Here is a 23,069-nt window from a genome sequence, read left to right as displayed (position 1 = left end):
AGGATCAAACTCTCCAATAAAGTTATTGAAAAGAGCGATAAGCTCATTTTGAATCTGACGAGATTAAAAATCTCATTTGTTCATTCTGCAAGCAGAATGTTTACTCACTCGTTGTTCAGTTTTCAAAGATCAAACTTAATTGATTTATTATTTTTCATGTTGTCGTCATTTCAGCGGCGACTTTTATAATGTAACACATTCACGTTTTCTTTGCAAGCATTTTTTTAACTGTTTTAAATCAAGTCTTATAAATATGCTTGTTCTTGTCAAACGGCTCCTTAAAACGGAACGAAAATTAATTTACCATATAGAGTCGAAAAGGTCAACCCTATTTCGACAAATAGGTAGATCATTCCCTTTAACAACAGGCGAATACAATTAGAGGTGCACGCTCTATCTAGAGAGTACACCTCTAATCCTAATCTTTAAAAATATATGTTCAGCCCAATTTCATAGCTTGGAGTTCTTTAACTTACCGCCTCTTGCATACTTGGATAACTCTTTAGGGGGGGCGAACCTTGCATACATGCGGAATACTGTTTTATACCGACTCGCTATTGCATACTTAATCTCCTGGTCAAGACGATGGTCACTCAGATCGAACAGCATTTCATCCAACTCTTTGCGTAATACATAGTCCAGTTCCTTGCATTCCTTCTCGTTAAATAGCATACCCAGCATTAAGAGTTCTCCTTTTTGTGCATAGCATCTATAGTCACACTCGTCTTTCAGCATCATCTTTTGTTGAACATATCTCTTTTTTTTTCTGCGCTGCTGAAACCCGTTTTATTGTTATGGTCAAATTATTGGGAAATTATGAATGCTGGGTATCACAAAATTTCCACAAAGAATTTTAACCTCTCACAAGTGCATATGTGAGTGTGCTCTCAATAACCGCTGCAACGAGAAGTAAGATGACTACCCAAAAGCTTGCCGTTAACGTCATATTCATAAACTCTTTCCACCGGGATCCGATCATAGCTCGTTTATCGCTTCCCAGTTGTGCCAAGCTCCGCACTACTAACCCGCCGAACTTCAATCCAAATGCACAGGCAATAATAATAACCGGGATTTCGATAATGCCATGTGGAAGCAGCCCCTTCACGACAATATCAAAAAAGCTTGCCCCATAATTCATCGTGGTGTGCACTACAAAGCCGAGCACCATCCCGTTAATTATCAGAAAGATGATGGGTAATATCCCGAAAATAACTCCTGCATAGATAACCAGCACACTTTTGATCGCATTGTTAAAAAAGATGAACAAAAAGAAATTCCATTGCACATTACCACCTTGCTCCAACTGTTGACTGACTTGGCGAAGCCCTTCAATCTGGCCTAATAATAACTCTTCCAAGGGGCCTGTACTCAACCAACCTGCTCCTATACCCACTGCAAACAACAAGAATGACCAAATTAAAGCTCCTCTAATCTTACCCATATCACTTATAAATGTACTGAATTTTAGCATAACAACCTCCTACAAACCGAAATGATGGACAAACAAAGATGTAAAACGAATAACTGGACGGTACGAGCATACATTGAAAAGTAAACAAGCATTTCTTTATTGGGAGAGGGGCGCTTAACGAAATGAACTCGTTCTATGTATTCAGCGGCAAAAAGATCAAACGTAATCTGATTGTGCTCGTTGCTGCCATTTTTGCGATTGGTATTATTTATTTGGAAAGTGGCAACGTGTCAGTGTTCTCGGAAGAAGCACCTTCCGCCGTCTACAGTGTGCCAACTGACAAGAAGGTCATTGCACTTACCTTTGACATTAGCTGGGGTGATAAACGAACTGAACCGATTCTTAAAGTTCTTCAGGAGAATAAAGTGCAGAAGGCCACCTTCTTTCTCTCCTCGCCATGGAGCAAGACCCATCCGGAAATTGTTAACGCCATTAAAGATGCAGGATATGAGATTGGTAGTCATGGACATCGGCACGAGAACTATACTAGCCTGACTGAAGAGCAAATCCGCAAGGAAATTTCGACAGCTCACAGCATTTTAACCGATTTAACGGGAAAAGAACCTAATTTGCTGCGATTACCTAATGGAGATTTTGATAAACGCGTGCTTCAGGTTGCGAACAGTCTAAACTATCAGGTTGTACAATGGGATACGGATTCTCTGGATTGGAAAAACCCCGGCGTACAGACCATTGTTGATCGTGTCGTCAGCAAAGCACATCCCGGTGACATTGTCCTGCTGCATGCCAGCGACTCATCGAAGCAAACCCATGAGGCACTTCCAGCCATCATCGACAAATTAAAAAATCAGGGCTATGAATTCGTGACCGTATCCGAGTTGCTCAATCATTCCAGTGTAGAGGGTAAGGAAGTCCGCGATCAAGCCAGCGGCCAATAATACGCAAACAGTTGAAAAAGAGCTAACCTAGTTAGCTCTTTTTGTATTTTTCACAGTTATGGAAACCTTGGGAACCTCGTCCATGAGTATGACCCTTAACTCTTTTATGCCCAACGTTCGTTCAACGACTCGGAGCAGGAGTCACAGCCCCTTCTTTTGAACTATCGACCAGTTTGTGCAGGATTAGCATCTGATATGCATTACACAACAGCAAAGGGATAACAATAAAGATCGTGGCTGCATTAACGTCAATACGGAGTACACCGATCGTTTCCACTGCAGTCACGGCGATCATGAAAAAGAGCGTTGGCACCAGCGCAGAGATATGTGTCTGTTTCACTTTCACGTAAGCGGTAACAATTGCAGTCGCCAAAATGATCAGTCCCAGCACAATGTCCGAGATACGCTCTCGTCCTCCTCCGACAAATAAACGCAAAAACATGATGTCCAGCAAAGCCAGCACAGTCAGCACAATCTGCACAATCTGCCATCCGCGTCTTGGGAATACACCCTTGCCCATATAATTCAAGATGAGATATGCAAAGAAACCCATTTGTGAATATACGCTAATCATCACTCCTGAGCCAAACAGAATCAGAAGATACAACATAAAGTCTGCAATTCCGTTCGTTTTCTCCCCGTTGACCAGCATCATAATCAGTCCCGTTCCTAACGCTCCTGCGGCGCCAATAAGCAAGGCTGTCCAAAACAGGAAAAACCATCTACGTAAATTCAAATGTTTTCCACCCCCGAGAGTTTATTTTACCAACCTTCACAGCAAAAAACCATCATTGCTCAACATATTTCCCCCTTTCCCATCACATACTACATCCAGTATCTAATCAAGGAGGGATTGTACACATGAAACGGCCTATGTGGCAGCTATGCTGCGTTGTATTGGGGCTATCCGTCATGCTTGCCGGCTGCGGTTCAGATCAGAGTTCTTCGCCTCCTCAGGGCAGTTATAAAGAGATGAAAACGATGGTCGTAGATATTTTAAAAAGTGATGAAGGAAAGAAAGCCGTTGAAGAAGCTCTAACGGGTCAAAGCTCCTCTGGAGGCGGTGGAGGCAGCGGGTCAGAAGCAGGCGGCAGCTCTGGTGGTGGATCGGGAACGGTGGGTATGAAAATGTTAATGCCAATGCAATCTTCGGAACAAATACGTATTGCTGTAAAAGATACCATAACCGCTCCGGAATACCAGAAGGAATTCGAGAAAATCATGACCGATCCGCAATTTGCTGGTGAATTCGCCAAAGCGATCAACGGACAAAGTAAACAATTGCATATGCAGCTGATCAAAGATCCGACGTACCAGAAGTCGATTGGGGATATCATGAAATCACCTGAGGTATCCAAAATGTTTATGGATATGACCAAAACCCCGGAATACCGAAAACAAACGATGACCGTTATGCAGGAAGTGATGCAAAATCCTTTGTTTCGTATGGAAGTTCTTACTTTGCTGAAAAAAGTGGTACAAGAAGAACTCCAGCCTAAGACGGAAAGTGGTGGTGGGCAAAAGGGTCAGGACGGGGGAGATGGTGGCAATGGTGATTCTGGAGGTGGAGACTCAGGTGGTGGTGGTGGAAGTTCATAAGACTATGGGCTGATACAAATTCCCCAACAAATAAAATCTTGATGTTGATGCTCCTCCATTTTTAAATTAGAGATGATGTCAAAAAGCCTGCATCCAAAGGACGCAGGCTTTATTTATAAGCACATTAAATTTTAATCACATAAAAAATCTCATTCAAACTTAGACTCCATCGACTTGGCAACCTCGTCATATATTGCCCCTATGGTTGTCTCTGCCTTGTACACAGATGGTGAGAAATCCGGCTCGGAAGGATGGTTATCCGGAGCACCTAATGGAATCTGGGCAAGTAGCACCGTGTGCAAGCTTTCGGCAAGACGTCCGCCCCCTCCACGACCAAAGACATACTCCTTCTCCCCACATTTACCACATTCGTAGTAAGCCATGTTCTCAACTACACCTAATAGCTCATGTTCCGTTTGAATGGCCATCGCTCCAGCACGCGCCGCTACAAAGGCTGCAGTGGCATGTGGAGTCGTCACAATGATCTCTTTGCTCTGTGGTAACATCTGATGCACATCAAGCGCAACATCCCCCGTGCCTGGTGGCAGATCCAGTAGCATATAATCCAGCTCGCCCCACTGAACATCGGTGAAGAACTGACGCAGCATCCGGCCAAGCATTGGTCCACGCCAAATCACCGGATTATTTTCCCGAATGAAGAACCCCATTGACATCACTTTGACGCCAAAACGTTCGACGGGTTGAATCACCCCATCCTCAACGACAGGGTATTCCTCGATCCCCATCATATCCGGGACACTGAAACCATAAATATCAGCATCAATGAGTCCGACTTTCTTTCCTTGACGTGCCAAAGCAGCAGCTAGATTAACGGTGACCGTTGACTTACCTACGCCCCCTTTACCACTAGCTACGGCGATAAAACGAACTCCCGACTCAGGACTTAACAGCTCATGTCCATCCAAACCCGCTGCATGACCTTTTACAAGCACTTCATCCTGATCTTGCTCTTGTTCCACTTGTCCCATGTTTAGGCTCTGACGGTCATGCTCAGACGCTACTCGTGTGCGGATATGTACATCCTTCACTCCATGCTGGGAAAGCAAGTTACGTGCGGCATCCGTTAAAGCGGTTGCATCTTCTGGCCGATTCTCCAGTGTCACCATGCTTAATGCCACATGATGCTCTTTCACCATAATGTCACGAATCCATCCCAGTTCCGTCAAGCTTTGTCCTAGCTGCGGTTCCTGTAATGGCTGTAAAAGTTCAAGTATCTGTTCTTTTGATAACATCAGACAGCACCTCGGTTTTATCTATTGGCATGTGTTAGGTATGCTGTTCCAATTATAGCACTACCTTTCTTCTTATGACTAACTTTTCGGACGTTCACCTGCAGCATATCGGAGAATACCGTTATAAATAGACGCAGCTACTTTCCGTTGATACGTTTCTTCAGCGAGAAGACGAGCCTCTTCGGGATGGGACAAAAAGCCGACCTCGACGAGTGATGACGGGATTTTCAGAGCCTGAAGCAGATAAACGGTACTCACTGTTTTCGCTATACGGTCTGTATTTTCTAAATTCCGAATCATTTCGGCTTGTAACAGATTTGCAAGACCTTCGTTATCAGGATGATTAGGCGTGTAGAAGACTTGTGCGCCACTCCAGCGGTTAGATGGCACACTGTTCATGTGAATGCTGATAAATAAATCCGCCTGTTTATCTTCAATCTGCCTCACTCTCTGTTTGAGATCCTCTGTCTTGCGTCTGGAGTATCCTCTCGTTCCCTCGTCAGCCAAATCCTTATCGATCTCACGAGTCATCACAACAAGAGCTCCTGCCTGTTGCAAATAGTCTCTAACATACAGCGCAATGGACAAGTTGATATCCTTCTCAATAACTCCCTGCCTGCTCACTGCTCCCCCATCTGGCCCTCCATGACCTGCATCAATAGCGATCACCTTACCAGCCAGAGGCAGACTCCAATATCCTGACGTTTTGGCCGAGGGCATTTCATACGAAACTACCGCTACAAACATAGCCAACAAACACAGGCTCAGCATAACCCTCTTCACTGTTTTTAACCGGATCCAGACTACCAGATGTTTCCCCATGTTTTTGCGCATAAAAAAACCACCTCGTCCCTATAAATGACTCTAATCATCTATATGGGACAAGATGGACAAATATAACCTTAGGAATGGACTTGCTCTGCCATACCCTCAATCAACACTTCAGCAACCTCAGGACGTGTAAATTCTGGCGGTGGACATTCACCATTGCGCAACAATCCACGTACCTTGGTTCCCGACAGAGTCATATGATGTTCTTTGTCATGAGGGCAGGTTTTGCTGGAAGCCATATTTCCGCATTTGGTGCAGAAGAAACTGTGTTCGAAGAACAGTGGTGTAATACCCAGTTCCTCCGCCGTAAAATTAGAGAATATCTCTTGTGCTTCATAGGTTCCATAATAATCACCTACACCCGCATGATCACGCCCTACGATAAAGTGGGTGCAGCCATAATTTTTACGTACCATTGCATGGAAAATGGCTTCACGAGGTCCCGCATACCGCATTGCAGCCGGGAATACACCCAGAAACGCACGATCCGCCGGATAATAGTTCTCCAGCAATACCAAGTAGCTCTTCATACGCACATTCGCAGGGACATCATCAGACTTAGTCTCACCCACAAGTGGATTCAAGAAAAGTGCATCAACGATTTCCATTGCACTTTTCTGAATATATTCATGAGCCCGGTGTACAGGGTTACGTGTCTGAAAACCAACCACGGTTCTCCATCCTTTATCCTGGAAAATCTTACGCGTCTGAGCCGGATCATAATAGAAATCTTCAAACTTGGCCGGTTTCGGACGGTTCAACACTTGAATTGGACCTCCTACATATGTTGCAGGACGCTCCAGCAGTTTATTTACACCAGGATGTTCAGGATCATCGGTTTTGAAAACACGGCGTGCTTCCTCTCCCTGATCCACCTTATAGATGCTTTGAACCTCAAGCAGACCGTACGTTACTCCATCCGCTTCACCAACAAGAGCTACCGTTTCACCTTTACGAAGTGAGGCAGCCTGTTGATCATTTACAGCCAGTGTAATCGGTATACTCCATACGGTGCCATCTGCCAAACGCATTCCGGATACGACAGATAGATAATCTTCCTCATTCATGAATCCTTGAAGCGGTGAAAAAGCCCCTACGCCAATCAAATCCAAATCTGAGATTGTCCAGGTATTAATCTGTAATGAGTTCAGGTTTTTGCTTTTCTGCAATAATTGCTCACGTTCTTCTCCTTGTACGATACGCTGCACCAGCGTACCTCCATGAGGCAGAATCGAAGTCATCTTGTCAGCTCCTTATTAAAACATCCGATATTTTAGTGAAAACCACTTTATAATTTTAAAAATGGTTTAATGTAAAAAAACATTTGCACAGTCATTACTCTATTTTATAGCTTATTTATGCAATCCGCACTCCGTTTTATCATTACCAGACCAACGCCCCGCACGAGGATCTTCCCCAGGCATAACTTGACGTGTGCAATGCTCGCATCCGATACTCGGGTAGTTCTGATCATGCAACGGATTGTATGTCACGTTATTGGCACGGATGTACTCCCATACATCCTCATTCGTCCAATGTGCAATAGGATTAAATTTCATCAGACCAAACTTCGTATCATATTCAACCTTCTTGGCATTGGCACGAGTCGGTGCCTGATCTCTACGAATTCCCGTAATCCATGCATCATACTGCGATAGAATACGTGTCAGAGGCTCTACCTTACGAATGTTACAACAAGCATTGGGATCGGATTTCCACAGTTCTTCCCCATGCTGAGCAGCTTGTTCTTCAGGTGTAATTTTTGGCGACACTCTTACAAACTCAAGATTGTACTTTTCTTGCATCCGATCACGGGTATCATATGTTTCCTGGAAATGAAAATCTGTATCCAGATAAAAAACATCAGTAGACGGGCTAATTTTTTGCAACATATCTACAAGTACAACATCTTCTGCACCAAAGCTGCAGGCAAATGTGATATTAGGAAATGTTTCAACCGCGTAGCGAATAATATCCTCTGGACTAGCGTGCTCCAGTTCCTCTGCTTTTGTACGAGCCAGTTCTTCCTTTTCTAACAAGTTCATTGTTCTATTTCCCCCATTCATGATCTACAAACTACAAAAAGCCGACTAATCTAATATGAATTATGTATAGTATAAATCTTTCACTCGGGATGTCAATGCCTGCCATCTGGTAAATTACATCAGTTATACTCACAAAAAAACAACATAATAGCGCACAATTTTTAGTGTTTATTAGGCTTTCAGATGAAATATAGGCAAAACTATACAAAATCTCATGAATGCAACTTTCAAGTGCTCGAGTTCTTAAAGAGCGAAAATCGTTGCTATTGTTGGATTCTTGGGATGAACGATGGAATATTTTTCATCACTAGGAAGCGTATCCTGTCAAAGGAACGTCCTCAATCGGGAATATTGAAAGCCTGAGACTGCAACTCCATCAAATAGCAAAAGTAAGAACCCTTTATCGTATCCATAAAAAAGACTGATAACTCAGACATGAGAAAAATGATATCGATCTGGAGTAATAGTATTAGTGATGAACACAGATAAGATTTTTGCTAACCATAGTTAAGACTAGATTATACAGAGAATCAAGCCATGGAAGGGGATTTGAGGATGGAGGTGTATTAATGAATTTGAATCTCATATGGATTAAGGAGTTAACATAGATATGTATTAGATCATAATTCATGTAAATACAAAACTTTTGTTACATCTATTCTCTTGATTCCCTGTCCGTCTCATCGGGATTCAAGTTGCCTGCCGTAGAGTAAGCAAATGCGCTGGGCAGCCTAGTTAGTTTGTAAAACATAAAAAAGTCCCTGGCCGAAGCCAAGGACTTTGAAAAATCTTAACGTTTGGAGAACTGAGGAGCGCGACGAGCCGCTTTAAGACCGTATTTTTTACGTTCTTTCATACGTGGGTCACGAGTCAGGAATCCTGCTTTTTTCAGGGAAGCACGGTATTCTGGATCTGCCTTAAGCAGAGCGCGGGAGATACCGTGACGGATTGCGCCGGCTTGACCGGAGATTCCGCCACCATGAGCGATAACCAAAACGTCATAGTTAGTGAGCGTTTCTGTCAAAGTCAGTGGTTGTTTTACGATCAGTTTGAGTGTTTCCAAACCAAAGTATTCATTAATATCACGTTTATTGATGACAATGCGTCCTTCACCCGGTACAAGGCGAACACGTGCTACCGAATGTTTACGACGACCTGTCCCATAGTATTGTACTTGTGCCATGAAACTGTCCTCCTTTTAATTAACCGCGAAGTTCGTAAACTTCTGGTTTTTGTGCTGCGTGTGGATGCTCAGTGCCTCTGTACGCTTTAAGTCTCAGCTTCATTTTCTCGCCCATGCGAGTTTTAGGAAGCATACCGCGAACTGCCAATTCCAACATACGTTCAGGTTTGTTTTTAACCATCTCTTCTGCAGTAGTTACTTTCAAACCACCTGGGTGCATCGAGTGACGGTAGTATTTTTTACCTTGCATTTTTTTACCAGTCAATACAATTTTCTCTGCATTGATGATAACAACGAAATCGCCAGTGTCCACATGTGGAGTGAATTGTGGCTTATGTTTGCCGCGGATCAAAGCAGCTGCTTCGCTCGCCAAACGTCCGAGGGTTTTGCCTTCAGCATCAATGATGTGCCATTGGCGCTCAACTTCGTTAGGCTTCGCCATGTACGTAGTACGCATGAAAAGTTCCTCCTTAAATGTTCAAAATCATCATTTTCATTTATCTTCGTTCGTTAAGTGATAACTTTAGGTGTTGATGGATAGTTGTTGCGATGTGAACATCTTAATTGGGGCTGTGGGAAAGCCATTAAGAAAACACAACTTTTATATTACATGATAGGAGACCAAATCGCAAGTATAATTTAAGCATTTTACTCATCAAATTTAATCTTTTTTGTATTCAAGATCCCAGAGCATTAAACCGCAACTAACTGCAGTAGGTCCTGCAGCAGAACGATTGCATGCAGCAATCATATTCGGCACATCAGAGGCTTTCCGTTTGCCCTCTCCGATCTCCAGCAACGTCCCGACAATAATACGCACCATATGTTGCAAAAAGCCGTTACCACTCACATAAATGTGAATGACACCTTGATCGCGAGGATGGTCCCTGCACATTGAACGGTCCACTTCTATCCATGCTTCGTATACCGAACGTACATGATTCTCTTTCTGAGACTTGCGTGAAGCAAAGGAAGTAAAGTCATATGTGCCTATGAAATGACGCAGGCCCTCCTCCATAGCAGTGATGTCCAGCTTGGCATGATGATGATGCTGCAGTCTTCTGTTAAAGACATCCGGGAATTGGTTTGCATTGACCGTATATCGATAGGTTTTCTTTTTCGCCGCATAACGAGAATGAAAATCTAGCGGTACCTCCATTGCATCAATAACAACAATGTCAGATGGCAATCTGGAGTTGAGTGCAATACACCAACGTTCCACTGGAATCTGGGACGCTGTAGGAAAATTGAAGATTTGTCTGCGGGCATGAACGCCTGCATCTGTTCGGCCTGAACCCGTGATTTTCACCGTCTCACCAGTCAACGCACGAATGGCATCCTCAAGGTGGTCCTGAATGGTGTTACCTCCTGGCTGTACTTGAAAGCCGTAGTAGGCCGTGCCATCGTAAGTTACCGTCATACATAAGTTGCGCATATTACCACACCTTTGTTCCATACTATACATAAGCCTATCCCGAACAGCAAAAGAAGCCCCTTACGGAGCTTCATTTACAGCACGAATTCCGGAATGAAGAGAAAAAAAGGGTTTACCCAGAATCTTGGACTCTGTCCCCTTTCCTCATCTCACATCTGTATTACGCGCGGTCTACCAGTTCCAAGTAAACCATAGGCGCTGCGTCACCACGACGAGGTCCCAGTTTCAGGATACGTGTGTATCCGCCTGGACGCTCAGCGTAACGACCGGACAATTCGCTAAACAGTTTTTGGATTGCATCTTGCTCACCATCGATAGTTTCGCGGCGAACATATGCTGCCACTTGGCGACGGGCATGAAGATCTCCCTTTTTCGCTTTAGTGATCAGTTTTTCAGCAATAGAGCGAACCTCTTTTGCTTTCGCTTCAGTTGTCTGAATGCGCTCGTATAAGAACAGGTCGGTTACCAGGTCACGGAACAAAGCTTTACGTGCGCTGGAATTACGGCCCAACTTTTGGTATGCCATTGTTTTCCCTCCTTCACTTCAAGCACTCAGCTGTCTATTCTTCTGTACGTAATCCCAAACCAAGTTCCTCAAGCTTCTCTTGAACTTCTTCCAAAGACTTGCGTCCGAGGTTACGGACTTTCATCATGTCTTCTTCCGTTTTCGTAGTCAGCTCTTGTACGGTATTAATACCAGCACGTTTGAGGCAGTTGTAGGAACGAACAGAGAGATCCAGCTCTTCGATCGTCATTTCGAGTACTTTTTCTTTTTTGTCTTCTTCTTTTTCAACCATGATCTCTGCATCCTTCGCTTCGTCTGTAAGACCCACGAAGAGCATCAGATGCTCGGTCAAAATTTTAGCGCCAAGGCTTACAGCCTCTTCAGGACGAATACTTCCGTCAGTCCAAACTTCCAACGTGAGCTTGTCATAGTTGGTTACTTGGCCTACACGCGTATTTTCCACAGCGTAGTTAACGCGGCTGATCGGGGTGAAGATGGAATCGACAGGGATGACGCCGATCGGCTGGTCATCGCGTTTATTCCGATCTGCCTGGACGTAGCCGCGACCGCGATTGGCAAAAATACGCATGTGAAGTCTCGAACCTGGTCCAAGCGTAGCAATGTGAAGATCCGGGTTAAGGATTTCCACATCGGAATCAGCACGAATGTCTCCAGCCGTGATTGCTCCTTCGCCTTCAGCATCAATCTCGAGCACTTTCTCCTCGTCAGAATGAATTTTGAGCGACAAAGCTTTCAGGTTAAGGATAATCTCTGTAACGTCTTCCATTACGCCAGGAACTGTAGCAAATTCATGCAGAACGCCATCGATTTGAACCGAAGACACTGCCGCACCCGGCAGTGATGAGAGCAGGATTCGGCGAAGCGAGTTTCCAAGCGTCGTACCGTATCCGCGCTCCAGCGGTTCTACTACGAATTTCCCATAGGTGCCATCATCGTTGACGTCTACCGTCTCAATTTTCGGCTTTTCGATTTCTATCACTGCAATACCCCTCCTTCAAAACGTCGGTCCTTTATGAAACATTTACCTTCTCTTGCGAAAACATGTAGTAGTATGCCTAAACAACCATTATTAGCAGATTGTGCCGGAAGTATACCACACGCAGGGGCAAATCTCATTAGACACGACGACGTTTTGGAGGACGGCATCCGTTATGCGGGACTGGAGTTACGTCTTTGATCAGGTTAACTTCAAGACCAGCAGCTTGCAAAGAGCGGATCGCTGCTTCACGGCCTGCGCCTGGTCCTTTAACCATAACCTCAACGGATTTCATCCCATGCTCCATTGCAGCTTTGGCAGCAGCTTCAGCAGCCATTTGTGCAGCAAACGGAGTCGATTTACGGGAACCTCTGTACCCGAGGCCGCCGGAGCTTGCCCACGAAATTGCATTTCCGTGAGGATCCGTAATAGTAACGATAGTGTTATTGAAAGTGGAACGGATATGTGCCACGCCAGATTCAATATTTTTACGGTCACGACGTTTAGTACGTACGACTTTTTTCGGTTTAGCCATTTTCTCTTATCCCCCCTTATTATTTCTTCTTGTTTGCTACAGTACGACGAGGACCTTTACGAGTACGAGCATTCGTTTTCGTACGTTGTCCACGAACAGGCAGACCACGACGATGACGAACTCCACGGTAACAACCGATCTCCGTCAAACGTTTAATATTCAAAGAGATTTCACGACGCAGGTCACCTTCTACTTTGACCTCTTTGTCGATACTTTCACGCAATTTGCTGACTTCATCTTCCGTCAAATCGCGAACACGAGTGTCCGGATTGATGCCTGTAGAGCTCAGAATTTTCTGGGAAGTCGTTTTACCGATTCCGAAAATATAAGTTAAGGCGATCTCAACGCGCTTATCACGTGGCAAATCCACACCAGCTATACGTGCCATTTTACGCTACACCCCCTTCATTAACCTTGTTTTTGTTTGTGTTTTGGATTTTCACAGATAACCATTACATTCCCTTTGCGGCGAATGACTTTGCATTTTTCGCAAATCGGCTTGACCGAAGGTCTTACCTTCATGTGAATTACCTCCTCAAAGTTCTGCTTAGCAAAACCCTCTTCGTAAGCATTGACCTCGTTCTACTATTGTAAAACCGGCTTCGAAGCTTTCGCAAGTTTTGCCGGGCAAAACCCGCTTCATAAGCTTCACAGTTCATTGCAACTGTCTACTACTATTTACGGTAAGTTATACGACCTTTTGTTAGATCATAAGGCGATAACTGAACAACTACTTTGTCTCCAGTCAGGATACGGATGAAGTGCATCCGCAATTTTCCGGAAACGTGAGCGAGAATTTGATGACCATTCTCAAGCTCAACCTTGAACGTTGCATTCGGCAGTGGTTCAAGAACCGTGCCTTCCACTTCAATGACATCTTCCTTGGCCATTAGTCAGTCTCCTTTCTCTTCAGCTTGAATGTTGGTGGATTCCAGAAACGAATGAACCGCATAGCGGAGCTTTCCGTTTGTCACCCGACCACTCTCGTTTAAACTGTTTACAACCTCGCTGCTAATCATCGGTTGAAGTTCAAGATGAAGAACATTCTTCTTCTTGGGTTGGTCAAACTTACGTTTGTCTCCATCCGCGATATATACGAACCTATTGTCTACTATAGCAACAATTACTGCGGCTTGGTCCGCATTGCGGCCTTTACGGATCTTCACAAGTTGACCGAGCTGCGGATTCGACGGATTGTTCATGCCTAATCACCTACGCATTCAGTTTTGTGAAAATTTCCATACCTTCAGGTGTAACTGCTACGGTGTGTTCAAAGTGGGCACATAACGATCCATCAGCTGTAACGACAGTCCAGTTATCTTCCAACGTTTTCACATACCGTCTGCCTGCGTTAACCATTGGCTCAATAGCCAGCACCATACCAGCCTTTAGCCTTGGTCCACGATCAGGAAGACCATAGTTCGGAATCGATGGTTCTTCGTGCAGATTCGCTCCAATGCCGTGACCGACATATTCACGAACGACGGAAAACCCTTCATCTTCGATATATTTCTGAATTGCATGAGATATTGTAAACAAGCGAACGTCTGGTTTTACCAGCGCTAGTCCTGCGTATAATGAAGCCTCGGTAACGTCCAGAAGACGACGAGCTTCTTCGGAAATACGACCGACTGGATAGGTCCAGGCAGAATCTCCATGATACCCTTGGTACTGCGCGCCAATGTCAAACGTAACGATATCGCCCTCGTTCAACTTGCGTTTGCCGGGAAATCCATGTACCAACTCTTCATTCACTGAAGCGCACACACTGGCAGGGAAACCGTTATAACCTTTGAAAGACGGCACAGCTCCTTGACTGCGGATAAATTGATCAGCCATATGGTCAAGTTCACCAGTCGTAATACCAGGAACAATGTGCTCTGCCAAAAGACGATGCGTTTCTGCAACAATTCTCCCAGCTTCCCTCATCAAACCCAGTTCCGTTTCGGACTTACCAATGATCATCAATTAACCTCTCAACAAGGACACGATTTCTTGAGAAACTTGATCGATATCCTGTTCTCCGTCGATTTGACGAAGAAGGCCTTTAGTTTCATAGAACGTGAGGAGTGGTGCTGTTTTGTTGATATATTCGTCCAAACGAGTGCCTACGCTCTCTTCGTTATCATCAGAGCGCTGGTACAACTCGCCGCCGCATTTATCACAGATACCATCCTGCTTCGGTGGATTAAATACGACATGATAAGTCGAACCACAGTTTTTACAAATACGACGCCCCGTCAAACGAGCGAGCAATTTGTTGCGATCCACTTTCAGGTTGATCACATGATCAAGACCTGAGTTCAGTCGTTCCAGGATGCCATCCAGTGCTTCTGCCTGAGACAGAGTTCTTGGAAATCCATCCAAGAGGAATCCTTCTCTGCAGTCCGACTGTTGCAAACGTTCTTCAACGATGCCGATGGTTACATCATCTGGTACAAGTAATCCTTGATCCATATATTCCTTGGCTTTCAGGCCAATGGGAGTTCCCTGTTTAATCGCAAGGCGAAATGCATCGCCTGTTGAAATATGGGGAATACCGAACTCTTTCACAATGACGTCTGCTTGCGTACCTTTTCCTGCCCCCGGAGGGCCCATGAATAGGATGTTCACGTTATGTCACTCCCTCCAAGACTACCCTACATCAACAAACAGCACAATAGGTGCCGGCAAGTAAATCTTTACTCAACCGGAACCTATTGCCTATTTATTGATAAAACCTTTGTAGTGGCGTTTGATCAATTGGCTTTCGATTTGCTTCATCGTATCCAGCGCAACACCGATAACGATCAGGAGGGAAGTTCCTCCAATTTGCGCTGATTGAGGCAAACCAGAAAGTGCCCCTAAGAATACAGGCAGAACGGAAATGACTGCCAAGAAGATGGCTCCGGCCATTGTCAAACGAGTCATGACACGGGTCAGATATTTCTCGGTTGCTTTACCTGGGCGAATACCCGGAATGTAACCGCCGTTCTTTTTCATATTATCAGCCATCTGCTGTGGATTCATCTGTACAAAAGTATAGAAGAATGTGAATCCGAAGATCATCACGACATACAGCACCATACCAAGTGGTTTGTGTGTAGTCAAGTTTTGACCGATCCACTGTGCCCAACCATGATTAGCCCAGAAGTTGGCAATAATCGTTGGGAACATCAACAGCGATGATGCGAAGATGACAGGGATAACACCAGCTGCATTAATCTTCAGCGGGATATGTGTATTCTGTCCACCGTACATTTTGTTTCCTACGACACGTTTTGCGTACTGAACAGGAATCTTCCGAATCGCCTGTTGAATGTAAATGACCCCGATGATAATCAGCACGATGACAATCGCGATGATTACACCTTTAAGGATGTTCATGAACAATTGATCAGGTTGGATGAAGTCGGACTCGATCGTTTGTTTGATAATGTTAGGCACTGTTGACAGGATACCCGCAAAGATCAAAATCGAGATTCCGTTTCCGATGCCTTTCTCGGTGATCTGCTCACCAAGCCACATCAGGAATGACGTACCGGCCGTAAGTACAATCGCGATCAAGATATAATCAGCAAACGTAGCATTAGGGATCATGTCTGTATTGTACAAGCGGTTAAATCCGATCGACGTACCAAACGCTTGAATCAATGCCAGCCCGATCGTTAAATAACGAGTCAGTTGTGCCGATTTCTTCTTACCTTGTTCACCTTGCTTTGCCCACTCCGCTAATTTAGGAATAACGTCCATGGAAAGCAACTGTACTATGATAGACGCAGTGATGTAAGGAACGATCCCGAGTGCAAATATCGAGAACTGGAACAGTGCTCCACCCGAGAACGTATTGAGAAGTCCAAAAACTTCTTTACCCGCAGAATTTGTCGCTTCGAACACATCTTTGTTAACACCTGGAACGGGAACAAAGGAGCCGATGCGGTAAATGATCAGTACAAAAAGGGTAAATAATACCCTTTTGCGCAGATCCTCAACCCGCCAGATATTCTTTAGGGTCTTGAACATTAAATCACCTCGGTTGTACCGCCGGCAGCTTCAATTTTCTCTACCGCAGATTGAGAAAACTTGTTAGCTTTAACAGTCAGCTTCACAGTGACTTCACCGTTACCCAGGACTTTGATTCCGGATTTAGCGTTTTTAACAACGCCGCTCGTCATCAAGAATTCTGGAGTTACTTCAGTACCCGCAGGCAAACTATTCAGGTCTTCGATATTAACAACTGCATATTCTTTGCGAGTTGGGTTTACGAAACCGCGTTTTGGCAAGCGACGATACAATGGATTTTGTCCACCTTCGAAGCCTGGACGAACACCACCGCCCGAACGAGCGTTTTGTCCTTTATGACCGCGACCTGATGTTTTACCTGTACCACTACTTGGACCGCGACCAACACGTTTGCGTTCTTTACGCGATCCAGGAGATGGTGAGAGCTCATGTAACTTCATCGTTCGTTGCACCTCCTTAAAGATTTGTGGGTGTATACCCGTTTATTAAGCTTCTACTTCTTTGACAGCTACCAAGTGACTTACTTTGTTAATCATACCACGGATGGCAGGATTATCGTTTTGGATCACTTTGCTGTTGATTTTGCGCAATCCCAATGTTTTCACAGTTGTTCTTTGCGTCTCCGGACGTCCGATCAAGCTACGGACGAGGGTAATTTCTAATTTAGCCATGAGAATTCCCTCCTAACCCAGAAGCTCTTCGACGGATTTTCCGCGCAGTTTAGCCACGTCTTCAGCACGCTTCAAACGGGACAAACCTTCCAAAGTCGCATTGACCATGTTCATGGAATTCGAAGAACCCAGAGATTTTGTCAAAATGTCACCTACACCAGCAAGTTCGAGAACCGCACGTACAGGACCACCAGCGATAACACCAGTACCTTCAGATGCTGGTTTCAACAGAACGCGTCCTGCACCGAACTTACCTGTTACCAAGTGAGGAATCGAAGTTCCTACGAGTGGAACGTGTACAAGGTTTTTCTTAGCATCTTCAATACCTTTGCGAATTGCATCAGGTACTTCGCCCGCTTTACCGATACCCGCTCCAACCCAGCCGTTGCCGTCGCCGACTACAACCAGTGCGCTAAAGCTGAAACGGCGTCCGCCTTTTACTACTTTAGCTACGCGATTAATGTTTACTACTCTTTCAGACAGTTCCAAAGTATTCGGATCTACACGCAAGTCGTTAACCTCCTTTTGAAAAATATCTTAAAACTCAAGTCCTGCTTCACGCGCCGCTTCAGCCAAGGCTGCAATACGACCATGATACAGATATCCGCTACGGTCAAATACGATATTGGAAACACCTTTATCTTTTGCACGTTTAGCAACGAGTTCGCCAACTTTACGAGCAGATTCAACAGATGCACCATTTTTGATGTCAGTGCTCAATTCTTTGTCTACAGTAGACGCGGAAGCGATTGTTACACCAGCTACATCATCGATGATTTGAGCGTACATATGTTTACCAGAACGGAAAACGTTCAAACGAGGACGTGCAGCCGTTCCTTGGATTTTCTTACGAACACGAAGGTGTCTTTTCAGACGAGCCTTGTTTTTATCTGGTTTCGTAATCATCTCAGGGATTCACTCCTTTCAGGTTACCTCGCTGGCTTCATAACAGAAGCCACGGGGTATATTAGAAACAAACGAAGCAAGCAAGCCGAAAGCCGCGAAAAGGCGGTAAGAGAAATCTTATTTCTTCTTACCGGCTTTACCTTCCTTACGGATGATACGCTCGCCTTCATATTTAATACCTTTACCTTTGTACGGCTCAGGTTCACGAACGGAACGAATTTTAGCAGCGTAAGCACCTACGCGCTCTTTATCGATACCGCGAACAATGATTTTCGTATTCGAAGGTACTTCGAATTCGATTCCCGCTTCCGGTGTAATTTCAACCGGGTGAGAGTAACCAACGTTCAGAACGATTTTATCTCCGGATTTGCTTGCACGATATCCGACCCCAACCAACTCCAGAGATTTAGCGAATCCTTCAGTTACGCCACTTACCATGTTGCTGACAACGCTACGTGTTGTGCCATGCAAAGAACGGTGAGTTTTGTTATCGGAAGGACGCACAACTGTAATTTCGTTGTTTTCAACTGTAACCTTCATGTCTTTGTGAAGTTCACGAGTCAAAGTTCCTTTAGGTCCTTTTACCGTGATAACGGTATTGTCCAAAGTGATGTCTACACCACTTGGTACTGTAATTGGTTTGCGACCAATACGAGACATATGTTGCACCTCCTATCTTGTGACGTTATATTACCAAACGTAGCAGACGACTTCTCCGCCGGATTTCGATTGACGAGCTTCTTTATCCGTCATAACACCTTTGGATGTCGAGATAATCGCGATTCCAAGGCCGCCAAGTACACGAGGTACTTCATTGCTTTTCGTGTAAACACGAAGACCTGGTTTACTGATTCTTTTCAGACCAGTGATAACACGCTCGTTATTTTGACCGTATTTCAAGAAAACACGGATAATCCCTTGTTTGTTATCTTCGATAAATTCAGCGTCACGGATGAAACCTTCACGCTTCAGGATATCGGCGATTTGTTTTTTCATTGTCGAAGCAGGCATTTCTACCGTTTCGTGACGAACAGTGTTCGCGTTACGAATACGAGTAAGCATATCTGCAATTGGATCAGACATAGTCATTGTGAGTTAACCTCCTTCCCGTTCAGGACTTTTTACCAGCTTGCTTTTTTCACGCCAGGGATCTGGCCTTTATAAGCTAATTCACGGAAGCAAATTCTGCAAATTTTGAACTTTTGCAGTACCGAATGTGGACGACCGCAACGCTCACAGCGTGTATAAGCACGTACTTTAAACTTTGGTGTACGTTGTTGTTTAACTTTCATCGAAGTTTTTGCCACTTTAGCCTGACACCTCCTAAATAATTTCGGAGAAAAGGGAGTCTTTCCAGACACCCGGAACGTTTATGCCAACATTATTTAACGAAAGGCATTCCCAGTTGCGTAAGCAATTCGCGGGACTCTTCGTCTGTTTTCGCCGTTGTTACGATGACAATATCCATACCGCGGACTTTGTCTACTTTATCATACTCGATCTCTGGGAAGATCAATTGCTCTTTCAGACCCAGAGTGTAGTTACCACGACCATCGAACGCTTTGCTCGATACACCGCGGAAGTCACGTACACGTGGAAGTGTAACGTTGAACAATTTATCGAGGAAGTAATACATACGCTCACCGCGCAATGTTACTTTCACACCGATAGGCATGTTCTCACGCAGTTTGAAACCTGCGATTGATTTTTTCGCACGAGTGATTACAGGTTTTTGACCTGCGATCAGTTGCAAATCGTTTACTGCGGAATCCAACACTTTCGAGTTTTGGACAGCGTCGCCCACACCCATGTTGATAACGATTTTCTCGATTTTCGGCACTTGCATTACCGTTGTATAGTTAAACTTCTGCATCAAAGCAGGAGCGATTTCTTGCAGGTAACGTTCTTTCATTCTTGATGCCATGAATCATAGCCCTCCTTTCTCATTCGGTTCAATTAGTCGATAATTTCTCCGGAACGTTTTGCAACGCGCACTTTCTTACCGTTATCCAACACTTTGTAACCAACACGGGTTACTTTTCCGCTCTTTGGATCGATGTGCATCACGTTGGAAACGTGAATCGGAGCTTCCTTCTCGATAATGCCGCCTTGCGGGTTTTGCTGGTTAGGCTTCTGGTGTTTTTTCACCATGTTAACACCTTCCACAAGGACGCGGTTTTCACGAGGATAAGCAGCGATGACACGGCCTTTTTTACCTTTGTCTTTACCGCTGATCACCATAACCGTATCTTCCTTTTTAACGTGAAGTTTGTTGTTATGGGATTCCAGAACTTTTTTCACTCTTGGCATTTCGTACACCTCCTGTTTCTAAACATCACGAGCTTAATCTATTAGATAACCTCTGGGGCCAAGGAAACGATTTTCATGAAATCTTTCTCGCGAAGTTCACGAGCAACAGGTCCGAAAATACGTGTTCCACGCGGGCTTCTGTCGTCTTTTACAACAACAGCTGCATTTTCATCAAAACCGATGTAGGAACCGTCTTTACGACGTACAGAACGTTTAGTACGAACGACAACCGCTCTAACTACATCACCTTTTTTGACAACGCCGCCTGGTGTTGCTTGTTTTACAGAACAAACGATCAGATCACCGATTTGAGCTGTACGACGTCCCGTACCGCCGAGTACGCGGATACACATCAGTTCCTTCGCACCGGAGTTGTCGGCTACAGTCAAACGTGTAAATGGTTGAATCATTTAGTATTCCTCCTTCCAGCTATGCTGATCATGCAATTAGATGATAACCGCTTTTTCAACGACTTCAGTAAGTCTCCAGCGTTTATCTTTCGAAAGCGGACGAGTCTCCATGATTTTCACCGTGTCACCGATTTTCGCAGTGTTTTCTTCGTCATGCGCTTTGAACTTTTTAGTAACTTTAATGCGTTTATGATACAATTTGTGGTTTTTGTAGGTTTCTACAGCAACAACAATCGTTTTGTCCATTTTATCACTGACAACTTTACCAGTTTGAACTTTACGTGCATTACGCTCTTCGCTCATTGTTGGCCTCCTTCCTGATTACAGACGGAATGTACATCCGACCTCTAATTAACCGATTCCCAGTTCTCTTTCACGGATGATGGTTTTAGCACGAGCTATTTCTTTCCGCACATCACGGATTCGAGTCGGGTTATCCAGCTGACCGGTAGCGAGTTGAAAGCGGAGATTAAAGAGTTCTTCTTTAAATCCGGCAATCTTTTGCTCGATTTCAGCAGAGGTTAGGTTGCGAAATTCACTAGCTTTCATTTGCTTCACCACCCAATTCTTCACGTTTCACGAACTTCGTTTTGATTGGCAGTTTGTGAGCGGCAAGACGCATCGCTTCGCGAGCAATATCCTCCGGTACACCAGCAAGTTCAAACATGATCTTACCTGGTTTCACTACTGCAACCCATTTTTCTACGTTACCTTTACCGCTACCCATCCGAACCTCGAGAGGCTTTTGAGTGATTGGTTTGTCAGGGAAAATTTTGATCCAGACTTTACCACCACGTTTGATGTAACGAGTCATCGCAATACGAGCCGCTTCGATCTGACGGTTCGTAATCCAAGCCGGTTCCGTAGCTTGCAGACCGTATTCGCCAAAGTTCAGCGTAGTTCCGCCTTTTGCTTGGCCTTTCATATGTCCACGTTGTTGCTTACGGTGTTTTACACGTTTTGGTACCAACATGATTAGTTGCCTCCTTCCTTAGCAGCTTGTTTCTTAGCCGTAGGAAGAACCTCTCCACGATAGATCCATACTTTTACGCCGATACGTCCGTAAGTAGTATGAGCCTCTGCAGTACCATAGTCAATGTCAGCACGCAGTGTGTGCAGTGGAACAGTTCCTTCGCTGTAGCCTTCAGAACGTGCAATCTCAGCACCGCCAAGACGTCCGCCTACTTGAGTTTTAATACCTTTAGCACCGGAGCGCATAGTTCTTTGAATAGCTTGTTTCAGAGCACGACGGAAAGAAACACGACGTTCCAATTGTTGTGCAATGCTTTCTGCTACCAGGATCGCGTCCAGGTCTTGGTTCTTAATTTCAGAAATATTGATGTGTACTTTTTTACCGCCAGCAATTTTCGTAATTTGGTTACGAAGATTCTCAACTTCAGATCCACCTTTACCGATTACCATACCTGGTTTCGCTGTGTGAATCGTTACGTTTACGCGGTTAGCCGCTCTCTCAATCTCAACACGAGACATAGCGGAGTCTTTCAATTTATTTTTCAGGAATTCACGAATTTTCACGTCTTCCATCAAAAGATCGCCGAAGTCTTTGCCTGCATACCACTTAGATTCCCAGTCACGGATAACTCCGACACGAAGTCCGACTGGATTTACCTTTTGGCCCACACGTTTTCCCTCCTTCTACTTTTCAGATACCACCAAAGTAATGTGGCTAGTACGTTTGTTAATACGACTTGCACGTCCCATTGCACGAGGGCGGAAACGTTTCATCGTTGGTCCTTGGTTTACGTAAGCTTGCGAGATCACCAAGTTATTAACATCCAAAGAATAATTGTGTTCCGCATTCGCAATAGCGGAGTTAAGCAACTTCTCAACAACTGGAGAAGCGGATTTCGGAGTGTGACGGAGAATGGCAACCGCCTCACCTACTTGCTTGCCGCGAATCAAGTCAACAACGAGTTGAACTTTACGAGGAGCAATCCGGATAAACTTAGCATGTGCTTTTGCTTCCATTGTGTAACCTCCTCTCAAACATTAGAGA

Annotated in this window: 37 protein-coding genes; 2 read left to right on the top strand and 35 right to left on the bottom strand. The window is 44.7% G+C overall.

What is annotated here, in order from left to right:
- Positions 1–450: 450 nt before the first annotated feature.
- Both EC604_RS28120 and EC604_RS28115 read right to left on the bottom strand, forming a co-directional pair.
- Positions 451–681: a hypothetical protein gene (locus EC604_RS28120; protein ID WP_090924652.1), complete on the bottom strand. Its 231-nt coding sequence runs from the start codon at positions 679–681 to the stop codon at positions 451–453.
- Positions 682–853: 172 nt separating this feature from the next.
- The gene (locus EC604_RS28115) at positions 854–1,471 is read right to left on the bottom strand and encodes a stage II sporulation protein M (protein ID WP_123067267.1); all 618 of its coding nucleotides are present in this window, start codon (positions 1,469–1,471) and stop codon (positions 854–856) included.
- A gap of 122 nt (positions 1,472–1,593) precedes the next feature.
- Here EC604_RS28115 and pdaB point away from each other — a divergent pair, with 122 nt between their 5' ends.
- The gene (gene pdaB / locus EC604_RS28110; protein ID WP_123067266.1) at positions 1,594–2,370 is read left to right on the top strand and encodes a polysaccharide deacetylase family sporulation protein PdaB; all 777 of its coding nucleotides are present in this window, start codon (positions 1,594–1,596) and stop codon (positions 2,368–2,370) included.
- A 121-nt stretch (positions 2,371–2,491) separates the two neighbouring features.
- On the opposite strand, the gene EC604_RS28105 is transcribed toward pdaB, so the two are convergent.
- Complete coding sequence (locus EC604_RS28105; protein WP_123067265.1) at positions 2,492–3,106, bottom strand: KinB-signaling pathway activation protein; 615 nt, start codon at positions 3,104–3,106, stop codon at positions 2,492–2,494.
- Positions 3,107–3,231: 125 nt separating this feature from the next.
- Between EC604_RS28105 and gerD the strand changes: the two genes are divergently transcribed.
- Positions 3,232–3,969, top strand: a complete 738-nt coding sequence (gene gerD / locus EC604_RS28100; protein ID WP_123067264.1) for a spore germination lipoprotein GerD — start codon at positions 3,232–3,234, stop codon at positions 3,967–3,969.
- Between the two features lie 149 nt (positions 3,970–4,118).
- On the opposite strand, the gene EC604_RS28095 is transcribed toward gerD, so the two are convergent.
- From EC604_RS28095 to rplV, 32 genes are all read right to left on the bottom strand, one after another.
- Complete coding sequence (locus EC604_RS28095) at positions 4,119–5,222, bottom strand: Mrp/NBP35 family ATP-binding protein (RefSeq protein WP_123067263.1); 1,104 nt, start codon at positions 5,220–5,222, stop codon at positions 4,119–4,121.
- A 78-nt stretch (positions 5,223–5,300) separates the two neighbouring features.
- The gene (gene cwlD, locus EC604_RS28090; RefSeq protein WP_123067262.1) at positions 5,301–6,056 is read right to left on the bottom strand and encodes an N-acetylmuramoyl-L-alanine amidase CwlD; all 756 of its coding nucleotides are present in this window, start codon (positions 6,054–6,056) and stop codon (positions 5,301–5,303) included.
- A 68-nt stretch (positions 6,057–6,124) separates the two neighbouring features.
- Positions 6,125–7,294 carry a sulfate adenylyltransferase gene (sat, locus tag EC604_RS28085; protein ID WP_123067261.1) on the bottom strand — a complete coding sequence of 390 codons (1,170 nt, stop codon included), beginning with the start codon at positions 7,292–7,294 and terminating at the stop codon, positions 6,125–6,127.
- Positions 7,295–7,405: 111 nt separating this feature from the next.
- Positions 7,406–8,098, bottom strand: a complete 693-nt coding sequence (locus EC604_RS28080; RefSeq protein ID WP_123067260.1) for a phosphoadenylyl-sulfate reductase — start codon at positions 8,096–8,098, stop codon at positions 7,406–7,408.
- A gap of 790 nt (positions 8,099–8,888) precedes the next feature.
- Complete coding sequence (gene rpsI / locus EC604_RS28075; protein WP_090924661.1) at positions 8,889–9,281, bottom strand: 30S ribosomal protein S9; 393 nt, start codon at positions 9,279–9,281, stop codon at positions 8,889–8,891.
- Positions 9,282–9,300: 19 nt separating this feature from the next.
- The gene (gene rplM / locus EC604_RS28070; protein WP_024633564.1) at positions 9,301–9,738 is read right to left on the bottom strand and encodes a 50S ribosomal protein L13; all 438 of its coding nucleotides are present in this window, start codon (positions 9,736–9,738) and stop codon (positions 9,301–9,303) included.
- 204 nt (positions 9,739–9,942) lie between these two features.
- A complete protein-coding gene (truA, locus tag EC604_RS28065) occupies positions 9,943–10,716 on the bottom strand; it encodes a tRNA pseudouridine(38-40) synthase TruA (protein ID WP_123067259.1) in 774 nt (257 codons plus the stop codon).
- Between the two features lie 160 nt (positions 10,717–10,876).
- The gene (rplQ, locus tag EC604_RS28060) at positions 10,877–11,242 is read right to left on the bottom strand and encodes a 50S ribosomal protein L17 (RefSeq protein ID WP_017692102.1); all 366 of its coding nucleotides are present in this window, start codon (positions 11,240–11,242) and stop codon (positions 10,877–10,879) included.
- 34 nt (positions 11,243–11,276) lie between these two features.
- A complete protein-coding gene (locus EC604_RS28055) occupies positions 11,277–12,221 on the bottom strand; it encodes a DNA-directed RNA polymerase subunit alpha (protein ID WP_024633566.1) in 945 nt (314 codons plus the stop codon).
- 136 nt (positions 12,222–12,357) lie between these two features.
- Positions 12,358–12,753 carry a 30S ribosomal protein S11 gene (rpsK, locus tag EC604_RS28050; protein ID WP_123067258.1) on the bottom strand — a complete coding sequence of 132 codons (396 nt, stop codon included), beginning with the start codon at positions 12,751–12,753 and terminating at the stop codon, positions 12,358–12,360.
- 19 nt (positions 12,754–12,772) lie between these two features.
- Entirely contained in the window at positions 12,773–13,141 is a 369-nt protein-coding gene (gene rpsM, locus EC604_RS28045; RefSeq protein ID WP_095293406.1) for a 30S ribosomal protein S13, read from the bottom strand.
- A 20-nt stretch (positions 13,142–13,161) separates the two neighbouring features.
- Positions 13,162–13,275 (bottom strand): 50S ribosomal protein L36, encoded by a 114-nt coding sequence (gene rpmJ, locus EC604_RS28040; RefSeq protein ID WP_003333770.1) that lies wholly within the window; start codon positions 13,273–13,275, stop codon positions 13,162–13,164.
- A 152-nt stretch (positions 13,276–13,427) separates the two neighbouring features.
- A complete protein-coding gene (gene infA / locus EC604_RS28035) occupies positions 13,428–13,643 on the bottom strand; it encodes a translation initiation factor IF-1 (RefSeq protein ID WP_017692098.1) in 216 nt (71 codons plus the stop codon).
- A 3-nt stretch (positions 13,644–13,646) separates the two neighbouring features.
- On the bottom strand, positions 13,647–13,955 hold the full coding sequence (locus tag EC604_RS28030) for a KOW domain-containing RNA-binding protein (protein ID WP_123067257.1): 309 nt from the start codon (positions 13,953–13,955) through the stop codon (positions 13,647–13,649).
- 10 nt (positions 13,956–13,965) lie between these two features.
- Complete coding sequence (map, locus tag EC604_RS28025; protein ID WP_123067256.1) at positions 13,966–14,718, bottom strand: type I methionyl aminopeptidase; 753 nt, start codon at positions 14,716–14,718, stop codon at positions 13,966–13,968.
- Positions 14,719–14,721: 3 nt separating this feature from the next.
- Positions 14,722–15,366, bottom strand: a complete 645-nt coding sequence (locus EC604_RS28020; protein ID WP_090924665.1) for an adenylate kinase — start codon at positions 15,364–15,366, stop codon at positions 14,722–14,724.
- A gap of 90 nt (positions 15,367–15,456) precedes the next feature.
- Positions 15,457–16,755 (bottom strand): preprotein translocase subunit SecY, encoded by a 1,299-nt coding sequence (gene secY, locus EC604_RS28015; RefSeq protein ID WP_090924666.1) that lies wholly within the window; start codon positions 16,753–16,755, stop codon positions 15,457–15,459.
- Complete coding sequence (gene rplO / locus EC604_RS28010) at positions 16,755–17,195, bottom strand: 50S ribosomal protein L15 (RefSeq protein WP_123067255.1); 441 nt, start codon at positions 17,193–17,195, stop codon at positions 16,755–16,757. The genes secY and rplO overlap by 1 nt, the downstream gene beginning before the upstream one ends.
- 45 nt (positions 17,196–17,240) lie before the next feature.
- Complete coding sequence (gene rpmD / locus EC604_RS28005) at positions 17,241–17,426, bottom strand: 50S ribosomal protein L30 (RefSeq protein ID WP_090924668.1); 186 nt, start codon at positions 17,424–17,426, stop codon at positions 17,241–17,243.
- A gap of 12 nt (positions 17,427–17,438) precedes the next feature.
- Entirely contained in the window at positions 17,439–17,936 is a 498-nt protein-coding gene (rpsE, locus tag EC604_RS28000) for a 30S ribosomal protein S5 (protein ID WP_024633574.1), read from the bottom strand.
- Positions 17,937–17,963: 27 nt separating this feature from the next.
- Positions 17,964–18,332, bottom strand: coding sequence for a 50S ribosomal protein L18 (gene rplR / locus EC604_RS27995; RefSeq protein ID WP_017692090.1), 369 nt, complete (start codon positions 18,330–18,332; stop codon positions 17,964–17,966).
- Between the two features lie 117 nt (positions 18,333–18,449).
- The gene (rplF, locus tag EC604_RS27990; RefSeq protein ID WP_090924669.1) at positions 18,450–18,992 is read right to left on the bottom strand and encodes a 50S ribosomal protein L6; all 543 of its coding nucleotides are present in this window, start codon (positions 18,990–18,992) and stop codon (positions 18,450–18,452) included.
- Between the two features lie 30 nt (positions 18,993–19,022).
- Positions 19,023–19,421, bottom strand: a complete 399-nt coding sequence (rpsH, locus tag EC604_RS27985) for a 30S ribosomal protein S8 (protein WP_123067254.1) — start codon at positions 19,419–19,421, stop codon at positions 19,023–19,025.
- 32 nt (positions 19,422–19,453) lie between these two features.
- Positions 19,454–19,639, bottom strand: coding sequence for a type Z 30S ribosomal protein S14 (locus EC604_RS27980; protein ID WP_013312154.1), 186 nt, complete (start codon positions 19,637–19,639; stop codon positions 19,454–19,456).
- Positions 19,640–19,713: 74 nt separating this feature from the next.
- Positions 19,714–20,256, bottom strand: coding sequence for a 50S ribosomal protein L5 (gene rplE, locus EC604_RS27975; RefSeq protein WP_111271027.1), 543 nt, complete (start codon positions 20,254–20,256; stop codon positions 19,714–19,716).
- A gap of 32 nt (positions 20,257–20,288) precedes the next feature.
- Complete coding sequence (gene rplX, locus EC604_RS27970; protein WP_017692086.1) at positions 20,289–20,642, bottom strand: 50S ribosomal protein L24; 354 nt, start codon at positions 20,640–20,642, stop codon at positions 20,289–20,291.
- 41 nt (positions 20,643–20,683) lie between these two features.
- A complete protein-coding gene (gene rplN / locus EC604_RS27965) occupies positions 20,684–21,052 on the bottom strand; it encodes a 50S ribosomal protein L14 (protein ID WP_024633579.1) in 369 nt (122 codons plus the stop codon).
- 36 nt (positions 21,053–21,088) lie between these two features.
- Entirely contained in the window at positions 21,089–21,355 is a 267-nt protein-coding gene (gene rpsQ, locus EC604_RS27960) for a 30S ribosomal protein S17 (RefSeq protein ID WP_056697701.1), read from the bottom strand.
- A 48-nt stretch (positions 21,356–21,403) separates the two neighbouring features.
- The gene (gene rpmC / locus EC604_RS27955; protein ID WP_017692083.1) at positions 21,404–21,601 is read right to left on the bottom strand and encodes a 50S ribosomal protein L29; all 198 of its coding nucleotides are present in this window, start codon (positions 21,599–21,601) and stop codon (positions 21,404–21,406) included.
- Positions 21,591–22,025 (bottom strand): 50S ribosomal protein L16, encoded by a 435-nt coding sequence (rplP, locus tag EC604_RS27950; protein WP_076292170.1) that lies wholly within the window; start codon positions 22,023–22,025, stop codon positions 21,591–21,593. Before rplP ends, rpmC begins: the two co-directional genes overlap by 11 nt.
- A gap of 2 nt (positions 22,026–22,027) precedes the next feature.
- Positions 22,028–22,693: a 30S ribosomal protein S3 gene (gene rpsC, locus EC604_RS27945; protein ID WP_090924673.1), complete on the bottom strand. Its 666-nt coding sequence runs from the start codon at positions 22,691–22,693 to the stop codon at positions 22,028–22,030.
- A 15-nt stretch (positions 22,694–22,708) separates the two neighbouring features.
- Complete coding sequence (gene rplV / locus EC604_RS27940) at positions 22,709–23,041, bottom strand: 50S ribosomal protein L22 (protein ID WP_090924674.1); 333 nt, start codon at positions 23,039–23,041, stop codon at positions 22,709–22,711.
- Between the last annotated feature and the right edge of the window lie 28 nt (positions 23,042–23,069).

This window comes from Paenibacillus amylolyticus, from assembly GCF_003719335.1.
In the GTDB taxonomy this organism is placed as follows: Bacteria; Bacillota; Bacilli; order Paenibacillales; family Paenibacillaceae; genus Paenibacillus; species Paenibacillus amylolyticus_D.
The sequence above is the reverse complement of the archived record's forward strand: the minus strand, read 5'-3'. Positions and strand labels throughout refer to the sequence as shown.